Origin of the sequence: Micromonospora deserti, assembly GCF_003236335.1 — a bacterium.
Taxonomy (GTDB): domain Bacteria; phylum Actinomycetota; class Actinomycetes; order Mycobacteriales; family Micromonosporaceae; genus Micromonospora; species Micromonospora deserti.
In genome coordinates this window covers 1-11,237 of sequence record NZ_POUB01000016.1, presented here as the reverse complement: position 1 = coordinate 11,237, position 11,237 = coordinate 1, and the positions used below count along the sequence as shown (strand labels likewise).

8 protein-coding genes are annotated in these 11,237 nt (G+C 67.0%); 5 read left to right on the top strand and 3 right to left on the bottom strand.

What is annotated here, in order from left to right; translation table 11 throughout:
- Position 1 precedes the first annotated feature (1 nt).
- From C1I99_RS04540 to C1I99_RS04530, 3 genes are all read right to left on the bottom strand, one after another.
- Positions 2-733, bottom strand: coding sequence for an ABC transporter ATP-binding protein (locus C1I99_RS04540; protein ID WP_111132878.1), 732 nt, complete (start codon positions 731-733; stop codon positions 2-4).
- 43 nt (positions 734-776) lie between these two features.
- Entirely contained in the window at positions 777-1,316 is a 540-nt protein-coding gene (locus C1I99_RS04535; RefSeq protein WP_111132912.1) for a PadR family transcriptional regulator, read from the bottom strand.
- An 857-nt stretch (positions 1,317-2,173) separates the two neighbouring features.
- Positions 2,174-5,809 carry a YobI family P-loop NTPase gene (locus C1I99_RS04530; protein WP_111132877.1) on the bottom strand — a complete coding sequence of 1,212 codons (3,636 nt, stop codon included), beginning with the start codon at positions 5,807-5,809 and terminating at the stop codon, positions 2,174-2,176.
- A gap of 244 nt (positions 5,810-6,053) precedes the next feature.
- Here C1I99_RS04530 and C1I99_RS04525 point away from each other — a divergent pair, with 244 nt between their 5' ends.
- The 5 genes from C1I99_RS04525 (at position 6,054) to C1I99_RS04505 (ending at position 11,110) form a co-directional block, all read left to right on the top strand.
- A complete protein-coding gene (locus C1I99_RS04525) occupies positions 6,054-7,295 on the top strand; it encodes an IS701 family transposase (protein ID WP_199561945.1) in 1,242 nt (413 codons plus the stop codon).
- Positions 7,296-7,645: 350 nt separating this feature from the next.
- On the top strand, positions 7,646-8,395 hold the full coding sequence (locus C1I99_RS04520; RefSeq protein ID WP_111132875.1) for a DUF1223 domain-containing protein: 750 nt from the start codon (positions 7,646-7,648) through the stop codon (positions 8,393-8,395).
- Complete coding sequence (locus tag C1I99_RS04515; protein WP_111132874.1) at positions 8,392-9,279, top strand: redoxin domain-containing protein; 888 nt, start codon at positions 8,392-8,394, stop codon at positions 9,277-9,279. Before C1I99_RS04520 ends, C1I99_RS04515 begins: the two co-directional genes overlap by 4 nt.
- A 45-nt stretch (positions 9,280-9,324) precedes the next feature.
- The gene (msrA, locus tag C1I99_RS04510) at positions 9,325-9,843 is read left to right on the top strand and encodes a peptide-methionine (S)-S-oxide reductase MsrA (RefSeq protein WP_111132873.1); all 519 of its coding nucleotides are present in this window, start codon (positions 9,325-9,327) and stop codon (positions 9,841-9,843) included.
- A gap of 37 nt (positions 9,844-9,880) precedes the next feature.
- Entirely contained in the window at positions 9,881-11,110 is a 1,230-nt protein-coding gene (locus tag C1I99_RS04505) for an epoxide hydrolase family protein (RefSeq protein WP_111132872.1), read from the top strand.
- Positions 11,111-11,237: the final 127 nt, after the last annotated feature.

Here is an 11,237-nt window from a genome sequence, read left to right as displayed (position 1 = left end):
CTCAGCGCCACCCGCCGTAGACCGTGCCCGCGTCGGCGGTGCCGGCGAGCTGGCTGTCGTCGGCGAACGACCCGTCACGCATGGAAATCACCCGGTCGGCGACCGCAGCGATGCGCGCGTCGTGGGTGACCACCACCAGCGTCTGCCCCGTCGTACGCAGCTCCTCGAACAACCGCAGCACCTCCAGGGTGGCCGCGCTGTCCAGGTTTCCGGTGGGCTCGTCGGCCAGCACGACCAGCGGCTCGTTGCTCAACGCGCGCGCGATCGCGACCCGCTGGCGCTGGCCGCCGGACAATGCCGACGGCAGGTGCTTGGCGCGGTCGGCGAGCCCCACCCGGTCCAGCAGAGTCATGGCGCGCTGCCGAGCCCGGCGCGGCGACTGTCCGGCCAGCAACGCGGCCAGCTCGACGTTCTCCACCGCGGTCAACTCGTCCATGAGGTGAAACGACTGGAAGACGAAGCCGATGTGATGCCGCCGCAGCCGGGCCAGGCCGCGCTCGCTCATGGTGTCGATCCGGTGCTCGGCCAGCCAGATCTCGCCGTCGGCCGGGCGTTGCAGCCCACCTAGCAGGTGCAACAGGGTCGACTTGCCGCAGCCGCTGGGACCCATGATCGCCAGCGTCTGCCCGGCGGGCACCTCCAGGTCGACCTCGTCGACCGCGCGGACCAGTGCGCTTCCCCGGCCGTACCACCTGGTCACCCCGCGCGCCCGTAGCAGCGCCGACCCGGTCATGCGGCACTACCGGGCATGCCCTCGCGGCCCTCGCTCCGCTCGGTCATCGGTTCCCCTTCTGTTCAGTCCGGTCGCGTTCGGTCCACATCCGTTCGCACGCTTCCAGCCACTCCAGGTCGGCCCGTAGCCGCAGCACGACCCCTTCCAACAACAACCCGACGACCGGATCCACCGACTGCTCTAACGCAGCCCGCTGGGTATCCCGCAGCCGGCGCAGCAGCTCGCGCCGCTGCGCATCGACCAGGGCCACCGGATCGGCCAGCCGGGCAGCAGCGGCGGCCACCAGCTTGAGATGGAACTCGCTGAGGTCCGGCTTCGGCCAACTCACCTCGGCCAGCCACGCGGCGACCCGCTGCTGCCCCGCCGAAGTCAACGCGTACACCCGCCGGTCCGGCCGGTCCGGCAGGCCCTCGGCCCGCTCCGAGGTCACCAGCCCCGCCTTGGCCAGCCGGGCCAGCGTCACGTAGATCTGCCCGGCGTTCATCGCCTCGCCGAGCGGGCCGAGCGCGCCACGCATCCGGCTACGCAACTCGTAGCCGTACGCCGGCTCCTTCGCCAGCATGGCCAGCACCACGTCCTGCACCCAGCACACCCTCCGTAGATCACCAATAGATAACCGCTAGCCATGCCGCTGTCAAATCGGAAGGGGTGGCGCGCAGCAGACAGAGCCGGCCGCCTACCACAATGGTGGTTCTGCGCGGATGCGCTAGAGGCGGAGAGGATCACAGCCCTCGCTGATCAACGACGCTACGTGCACGCACATCGGCTAGATGAGCGCACCCGATCACGTCGTTCCGCCACGGGTGGGATCTTCGCCCCGAGCGCCGCCGTCGGCACGATCCGCGGCGACATGGTTGGATTCATGTCGTGAAGAAGGGCGAGGAGTTGCTGGCGGCCGCTGCGGCCGACCCGTCCGCATGTCGGACTCCTCGTGCACGTGCCGGTTGCGGCGAGCGTCGTCCACGACCACGGGCGTCTGACAATCGCAAGCGCCATACACGGGGGCGGCCAGACGCCGTACGAGCCGGCCACGCCTGGCAATCCAGCCGTGCACCTCAACCGCTCTCGGTCTGCGGCACGAGAGTACGCCGAGCTCCGCCCAGACCAGTAGCGCGTCGGTACAGCACCTGCAGCTACCCCGCTCAATCGACGCGAGTGCCGCCGGCGACCTCGGTTGTGGTGCGCCTCAAGGCTCCCTTGCGCCCACTCGACAGACGGCGAGCATCTCAACCGAATGCGACCCGAGATGGCGAGCATCCCTAACTACGCGCGCTGCTGCGAGGCATGCGATGGAGCCGCTCGAGTTCCTCCTCTCCAGCGCCACGGACGCTTTCTGGTCACAGCCCGTCGCCATACACATGATCGTCGGGTCGAAGCCCGAGATGCCATGCCCCAATGATCACTCCGCGTGTGGGCGGGTTTCGAACCGCTGGCGGGGTGTCAATGACGCATGTTGACCCGGATGCCACCGAGCAACGCTTGGCTGAACGAACTGACCCGGTCGCGGCGCTTTAGCTCATTGAGCAGCTTCTCGGTCCCGTCCCGTTCCTTCAACTTCGGACGGTGGCCTCCGACCCTGGTGAGCGGTTCGTACTCGTCGCCGAGCGCCAGAAGAATCTGGTCCAACACCGGCAGCTTGATGTCAGGGAGGTGGGGTTCCAGCAGACTCAGGATGTGCTCGGCCGGCGCTCCGGCTTCGCTGAGCTTGACCAGCAGCTCCACCGAGACAGTATTGCCCTTGGCCGCCCACTCACAGATCGCGATCGCGCCCTGCCTGGACAACCGGCCGTGTACGAACTCCGCGTCCTCGGCGATCGCCCGCTTAACGGCCGGTGCCACACGTCGACTCCGCATCACCTTGGGCAGGTCGTCGCTCGATAGCGGTAGCTCGCACACGTAGGACGCCAGGCCTTTCGACGCCGCGAAGTACTCCTCGCGGAACGCGAACGGGCAACCGCCCACACGTGCATATGTCTCGGCAGCATCCGGTACCAGTTCGGCGGCCAGCAGTGCCGGGAGCAGCTTGAGCCCGGCGTGGATCAGGCGTTCGGGATTCAAACCGCCGGGGAGCTTGAGCTGCTCCACCAGCCGGACTCTCGCTGCCGGGTCCAGGTCCTCGGCATTAGCCAGCGCGTACCCGAGGTCGTACCTGGACTCCTCCTCCACCTCCTCGACCTCGGTGAGGTCGAGGCTGTTCAGGGTCTTCACCAGTTCCTCGCTGACGCCGAACTTTGCTACGAACTGGCTCACGTTCCAGACGGTCGGCGCGAACCGGCTCGCCGACACCACCGCGGTCCATGCCGTACCGTCGAGGTCCTCCAGGTCGGCCACCTCGCACGCCTCCGACGCACCCTTCGCAACCGGCAGCACCGCCGATTCGGCGGCACCGGCGACGTCATTCAGCACCGCGACGAACTCCTCCGGGGCATCGACGGTCACTTCGTCCTCCTCGCGGGCATGGAGGTAGCTGTCCACGTTGTCGAGGATGTGCTCGTAGACGGTCGCGTTGGTTGCCTTCACCACGTCAAGGGCCAGCGGGGTACCTTCACCGAGTGCCGTGGACAGGTTCGCCCGTGTGACCGGGTAAAGGCTAGCCGTGACCACCTCCTTGCGCTGTGTGTCCCCCAGCACCGCGAGGTCGCTGACCTGGGCGCCGAGACGACGAACCAGGACCGCCACGTCAGCGGCCTTTGATGGCTCCACGGTCCCGACAAACGCCTGCATCTGGGCGTAATGCTCCGAGAAAAGCTCTGCGACCCGGTCCGAGGAGTCGTAGTCGACGTCTCGATCAGCGCTCCGGACAGCGGCATCGATAAGCACGATGGCCGTCGCGACGTCGATCGGGGCTTTCTCGACCAGATGGACGAACGCACCCTTCCAGCGAGGAGCCAGTTGGCTTACGAAGAGTTCCCGGGACGCACCGTCCGTAAGGTAGGCATCGATGAAGGAGGAGTCGGTCCCGGCGCGCATGACGAGCTTGTCGAGTGCCTTGTCGAGCCGCTCGGGGCGCGTGGGCAGGTAGTGGTCGAAGACCTCGAGGTTGAAGACGCTCTCGCCGTCGAGGAAGCGGGCGCCCATCTCCTTCTCAACCGCGTCGACGGAGGCAGCCTCGTCGAACCGGAAGCGGTGGTCTGCGCGGTCGGCCTGGACGCAGTGGAGGATAAAGTTCATCGCGCTGACGCTGATGGCGATGCCGTGGTAGTCCGAGCAGTACAGGGTGAAGTTCTCGTCGATGTAGCCCATGGCGAGGAGGTCGTGGGCCAAGGGCGACACGAGGTCGGCGACGATGGCATCCAGGTTGCGTTCGACGCCGCTGTCGGTGGGCATGACCAGGTCCGTCCTCGCCATGAGCTGCGCCATCGTGGCTTTCGCGACGAAGTCCTTGGTCTCCAGCGCTGCCCGGGAGTCGCGCTGGAGACTCGTGGCATCGGCTTCGACGGCATCATCCAGCGCAGCCGCTGCATCCCCGACCAGCGCGATCACGTCATCGAACGACAGGTCCACGCCATGGTATCCGGGTTGGGCAAATTGCACTCCTTTGCGGGTCTCGTGCAGCGACCTCCAAAAGTCGCCGGACGTAAGGTCCGAGAGCTCGTAGTGCTTCGACTGGTATTGAAGGACCGGCACGCCACCGCGCCGCGACGCTCGGTAAACAATCGGCAGCACCTCCTGGAGCCGTTCGCCAGCGACCTTCGCGTGCCTGTCCCACACGGCGTTCGACGCGACCCGGTCTAGTGCATCCTTGCTGACCGCTGCCTGGTGGCCGGTCTGATACTTGACCATGTCGCGGAAAGCCTGGTGGACCTCGTCGATCTTGCTCGTTCCAAGTCGGATGGCCTCGAAGTCCTCCAGGTGGAGGTTCTTGTAAACCATCATCGCGAACAGTCGGTCCGCGGTGAGGCCCTTGAGGCCCTTCTCTCCAAGGACCGAGGCGCGGTAGATCTCGAACTCATTCCGAATGTTGCGAATCAGGCGCATGTCGGTCAGATGCGCGCCGACCAGATTCACTAGCGCAGTCGAAGGTCGCTCATCCGATTCGGCGAACTCCGCCGCCAACAGGTCCCGCGCCGAACGATGCGTGATGAACGGAACCATCGGGACGACCAGGTCGAAGAACTTCGTCCTGTTCGCCGACGGGGCGGATTCCAGAGCTGACGCACGAAGCGCTGCAGCATCGGTACCGGCGTCCGCGTCGCCGCCCGGGGCGGCGTCGACGTTGAGTTGCTCGAAGATGCTGTCGCGGACCGCGTACACGAACCGAACCGGCCGTGACTTGATCTGCTCGGAGTTGTTCAAGACGGTGTTCAGTTCACGTAGCGTCTCGAAGATGTGAGGGTCCCTGAACCGGTCCAGGTCCTCAAAGATCGCGACCTGGGTCTTCGTCTTCTGGAAGAAGTAGACGATCTCGTCGAGGTACTCATCGAAGTACGAGTTCTCCTTGGCGCTTAGCGTGACGGCCGCTCCGCCCGCAGAGACGCTTTCCACCCGCACCCGGCTCTGCAGAGCACGCAAACCCAGGAACCAGATCACGCCCAGGAACACGCCGAACCCAGCGACGATGGCCCACGGCACCCAGCCATGACTGGTGACCAGGGCCTGGGGCCCCATCTTCTCCACGCGATTCACCAGCCCGAGCAGGACCGCGACCACGAAGAACCCAACCGCGACCGCGGCACCCCAAATCACCGCCGGCCAGGGCCGGAACGAGTCGATGCGGAAGTACCTCGACCCCGGCATGTCCGCAGGCGCCTTCCGATAGAGGAGCTGCTTAACGATCTCCTTCTGAATGAGGTTCGTCAGTGGCGCGAGCGTCCCGTCCTCCTGGATACGCGCCCGCTTCGTGTCATCGATGCCCAGGCTCGACAGCGACAGATTGACCCAGTTGATCTTCCGCTTGTCCAGACCCGCCTGGACGCCGCGGATGACACTGCTCTTTCCGCTGCCGTAGTGTCCCGCGAGCGCGATGTTCGTCGCGCCGTTCGCGGACCTGTCGGCCAGGACCTTGAGGAGGACCGCTGCGTGCCGCCCGTGCAGGTTCTCCTCGTACGTGGGTCCGAGACTCCGAAGGACCGGCATGTCGGGCTGTGGTGCGGACTGTCGGCCCGGGCGCACTCGTGACATGGACGAAATCTTACGAACGTGGTCCGACTTGTTCGCGGCATGTGCGTACGCGTGACTCGTGCGCCTGTGAGGGTGCACCCGGCGCTGGGTGCCGCTTCAGGGCGATTGGTTCCGATCGCTGGGGGCGGCGGTTAGTAGTGCTTTGTTAGGTCGGCGTGTCGTTGAGTCGCCGGGGTGGTTCGGGTAGTTCGATGTTGAGGTGACCCCTGACGAGCTTTCCCTTGTGCGGCAACGGCTTGAGGCATTCGCTGCGGACGTGTTCACCCCGCTGGCGCGGTCGGATCAGCGGGCGAAGGGTGGCACGTATCTGCGGGGTCTGCTGTTGGACGGGCGGCGCAAGTCGATGCAGCCGCTGGCGGATCGGCTCGGGGTTGATCATCAGGGGTTGCAGCAGTTCGTGACGACCTCGACGTGGGACACCACGGGGGTGCGGATGCGGCTGGCCCGCCGGACGGACGAGGTGGTCGAGCCGGTGGCGTGGGTGGTTGACGATACCGGCTTTCCGAAGGGCGGCAAGAGTTCGCCGGGCGTGGCCCGGCAGTACTCCGGCACGTTGGGCAAGGTGGCGAACTGCCAGATCGGGGTGAGTGTCCACGCCGTGACTGATACCGCGTCGTGTCCTCTGGACTGGCGGCTGTTTCTCCCGACGTCGTGGGACGACCAAGCCGTTGACGAGGCCGCCCGTCCCGGGGTGGCCGCTCGCCGAGCCCGCTGCGGCATCCCCGATCAGGAGCGTCATCGGCCGAAGTGGGCACTGGTGGTGGAGATGCTCGACGAACTGGCCGACCACGGGCTGTGGCCGCCGCTGCTGGCAGCCGACGCCGGATACGGGGACAACAGCCAGTTTCGCAGCGCCTTGGACCAGCGTGGGATCGGCTACATCATGCAGGTCAAAGGCGACGCCCTCGCCCACAAGCCGGACGCGCGGCCAGTCGAGCGGGTGTGGTCCGGGCGGGGCCGCCCACCGACGCGCACCGAGCCGCGCTACCCGAAAACGGCGATCAGTCTGGTCGAACACGTCCGCGCCGCCGGACGTTCCGCTGCCGAGACGATCACCTGGCGGGAGGGCTCGAAAGGCGCGATGAGCTCCCAGTTCGTCTTCCTGCGGGTGCGTCCCGCCGGGCATCGCGTCGCCCGGGACGTCGACGGCCTCCTGCCTGAGCGGTGGCTGATCGCCCAGTGGCCCGACGATCAGGCCGAGCCAGTCAAGTACTGGCTGTCCAGCCTCCCCGAGGCGACCAGCCACACCGACCTGGTCCGCTACGGCAAGATCCGCTGGCGGATCGAACACGACTACCGCGAGTTGAAGACCGGCCTCGGTCTGGACCACTTCGAAGGCCGCTCCTGGATCGGCTGGCACCGCCACGTCACCCTGGTCACCGCCGCGCACCTGTTCATCACCGAACTACGCCTGGACCCAAAAGCGGCTGCGCCGGCCTGACCCTCTACACCGTCATCCGCGAGCTGCAACGACTCCTCGCGACCTGGACCGGCGCCTGCATCACCTGCCACCAACCCGTCAAACCGCTACACCGCAACAAACGCCACCGAACCTAACAAAGCACTACTAGGCCGCGGAGGGGCTGAAGCCCGGCCCGGACGACGTGCAGCGAGTGGTCATCCCCGGCGCGGCACTGGTCGCCACACAGGCCCCGGACGAGACGCTGGCGGCGCTGAGGGGGTTCCTGGCCCGTACCGGGGAGGGGGCGACGGCGGCCAGGTCTCGGGAATGGCCGCGGGCGGAACGGGAAGGTCAGGGCCGCCCGCAGGACCGACCGAGGAGGATGCGCCATGACGGACACCTCGCGCACCGGGTCGAACACCGCCCCCGCGCCGGCCGGTGGCGGCTTCGCCGTCGTGGAGATGTTCACCTCCCAGGGCTGCAACAGCTGCCCTCCGGCTGAGGACGTGCTGTCCGAGATTGATCGCGAGGCCCGGGAGCGGGGGCAGCCCGTCTACGCCCTCGGTTTCCACGTCGACTACTGGGACCACCTGGGCTGGGCCGATCCGTTCGCCGACGGGGCGTACACCCGCCGGCAGGAGGACTACGCGCGCGCCTTCGGCTCCGGGGGGTTGTACACGCCACAGATGGTCGTCAACGGCAGCGCCGAGTTCGTCGGCTCCGACCATCGGCAGGCGTCGAAGGCGATCGCGTCCGCCCTAGCCTCCGCAGCCATCACGCCGCTCACACTGTCGGTCGAGGATGCCGCCGGGGGCACGGGCGGTGGGCGGTGGGTGGTGGTCGACTATGAGGCCGAGCGGCTGCCGGCGAGGGCGGTGATGAACGTGGCGGTCGTGGAACGTGGCTTGGAGAACGAGGTTCCCCGGGGCGAGAACGCGGGGCGAAGGCTGCGGCAGGACAGCGTGGTGCGCGCCTTCACGTCCGCGAAGGTGGACCTGGGTCGCGGGCGGGTCGAACTCGAGGTGCCGCCGGATCTCGATCCTGGACACGCCTCGGTCGTCGGCTACGTCCAGAACGACGGTGACAAGGCCATTGTCGGCGCCGCGGCCGTCGACCTGGCGGCGGGACGACGGACGTGACCCTGCAGCTCCCTTCCCTCACTGCCGAGCGGTGGGTGAACTCGCCGCCGCTGCCCCCCGAGGACCTGCGCGGCCGGGTGGTCCTGATCGACATCTGGGAGTACACCTGCGTCAACTGGATCCGCACGGCGCCCTACGTCAAGGCGTGGCACCGCGACTACGCGGATCTCGGCCTGACCGTCGTCGGCGTGCACGCGCCCGAGTTCGAGTTCGGCAGGCACGCCGAGAACATCGACCGGGCGATCCGCGACCATGGACTCACCTACCCCATCGCGATCGACAACGACTTCACAATCTGGCGGGCCCTCGGCAACGACGCCTGGCCGGCGAAGTACCTCTTCGACGCGAACGGAAGACTCGTCGACCGGTGGGTCGGCGAGGGCGCCTACGAGCGGGTGGAGTCGGAGATCCGGCGGCTCATCGAGATCAGGGCGCCCCGCACCAAGCTGCCGCCGGTCAGCCCCGAGGCGATGGCCTTCGCCACCACCGGTGAGCCCTCCTACCTCGGCATCACACCCGAGACGTACCTCGGCGCCGACCGGGGCGCGCCGGGCACCTTCACGGTGACCGGCGACTGGCGAAGCAGCGGCGAGTACGTCGAACTCGCCAGCGGCACCGGCGAGCTCGCCCTGCCCTTCAACGCCGGCGAGGTGAACCTCGTCGTCGATCCGGGTACAGCTGGGCAGGCCGCGATCCAGGTGCTGCTCGACGGGCAGCCGATCGGCGACGAGCGCGGCGCCGACGTCGGCCCGGACGCGGTGGCGCGGATCGACCGGGCGGCCATGATCCGGCTCGTCGCCAACGCGTCCCGGAACGACTATCTGCTCAGCCTCGTCACCGACCAACCCGGTTTCCGCGCGTACGTCTTCACGTTCGGCCCGTAGGGCATGTCCTGACGGTCGAGCACTCAAACGGGGGAGGGGAGCGATGTGACCGATACGACGGAGAAGGCGATCCTGGCTGGCGGCTGCTTCTGGGGGATGCAGGATCTCATCCGGAAACGGCCCGGCGTGATCAGCACCAGGGTCGGATACACCGGCGGGGACGTGCCGAACGCGACGTACCACAACCACGGTTCGCACGCCGAGGCGATCGAGATCGTCTACGACCCGGACACACTGTCCTACCGGGACCTCCTCGAGTTTTTCTTCCAGGTCCACGACCCGACCACGAAGAATCGTCAAGGCAACGACGTGGGAACGAGCTACCGGTCGGCCATCTTCTACTGCGACGACCAGCAGCGGCAGGTCGCGGAGGACACGATCGCCGACGTCGACGCCTCCGGTCTGTGGCCGGGCAAGGTGGTCACCGAGGTCAGCCCCGCTGGCCCGTTCTGGGAGGCCGAGCCGGAACACCAGGACTACCTGGAGCGAAATCCCGGCGGTTACACCTGCCACTTCGTGCGGCCGGACTGGAAGCTCCCCCGCCGAGGGGAGAACCGCACCTAGTGACCAGCGGAACCAACTCCGAGGAAAGGAGGCCCACGTGGCCGTCAGGACCGAGACGCGGACCCGCACCGCAACGGACATCCGGCCGTTCAGGATCGAGATTCCCGACGCGGACCTCGAGGCGCTGCGCGCACGTATCGCGTCCACCCGCTGGCCCGAGAAGGAGACGGTCGACGATCAGTCGCAGGGCGTTCCGCTCGCCACGAGTCAGGCCCTCGCGCGCTACTGGGAGAAGGAGTACGACTGGCGCAAGGTCGAGGCGCGGCTGAACGCCCTACCGCAGTTCATCACCGAGATCGACGGGCTCGACATCCACTTCATCCACGTCCGCTCTAAGCACGACGACGCCTTGCCGCTCATCGTCACGCACGGCTGGCCCGGCTCGGTCATCGAGCAGCTGAAGATCGTCGGTCCGCTCACCGATCCGACGGCGCACGGGGCGGACGCCTCGGACGCCTTCCACTTGGTGATCCCGTCGATGCCCGGCTACGGCTTCTCGGGCAAGCCGACCACGCCCGGCTGGGGCCCCGAGCGCATAGCGCGTGCCTGGCTTGAGCTGATGAAGCGCCTCGGCTACACGCGGTTCGTGGCGCAGGGCGGCGACTGGGGAGCGCTCATCACCGACGTCATGGGTCTGCAGGCGCCTCCGGAACTGCTCGGCATTCACACCAATATGCCTGGTGTAGTTCCGCCCGACATCGACGGGTTGCTCCAGTCCGACATCACCGGAGCGGGCAACGCGCTCGCCTCGCTGCCGTCCAACCTCTCCGACGAGGAGAGGCGGGCCTGCGAGCAGCTGAACTTCTTCTGGAAGCACTCCGCCTACGCCCTCATGATGGGGACGCGGCCAGAGACGCTGACCGGATTCGCGGATTCGCCGATCGCTCTGGCGAGCTACATGATCGACCATGACGCGGCCAGCCTGGAGTTGATCTGCCAGGCCTTCGCCGGACAACCCGTCGGCCTCACGCGGGACGACGTCCTCGACAACATCACGCTCTTCTGGCTGACAAACACGGGGGTTTCCGCGGCTCGCATCTACTGGGAGAACAAGCTCTCCTTCTTCGCCGCCAAGGGCGTCTCCGTCCCGGCTGCCGTGAGCGTCTTCCCTGACGAGCTCTACGAGACCCCGAGGAGCTGGGCGGAGCAGGCGTATCCCAATCTCATCCACTACAACAAGCTCGACAGGGGCGGGCACTTCGCAGCCTGGGAACAGCCGCAACTCCTGTCAGAAGAGGTCCGCACCGCCTTCCGGTCACTGCGCTAACTTGATCTTTAACCAGCGGTGGCTGGGCGGTGACCCCGGCTGATCATGGGGACAGCCCTTGATTGATCATTCTTCTTGTCTAGGGAAGATGATCAATAACCAAGGGCTGTCTCGGTGATCAGTGTGC

Coding starts and splice junctions, on each gene's coding strand:
- C1I99_RS04540 (WP_111132878.1), bottom strand. CDS start 733: ATGACCGGGTCGGCGCTGCTACGGGCGCGCGGGGTGACCAGGTGGTAC.
- C1I99_RS04520 (WP_111132875.1), top strand. CDS start 7,646: ATGACGGACACCTCGCGCACCGGGTCGAACACCGCCCCCGCGCCGGCC.
- C1I99_RS04530 (WP_111132877.1), bottom strand. CDS start 5,809: ATGCCGGTCCTTCGGAGTCTCGGACCCACGTACGAGGAGAACCTGCAC.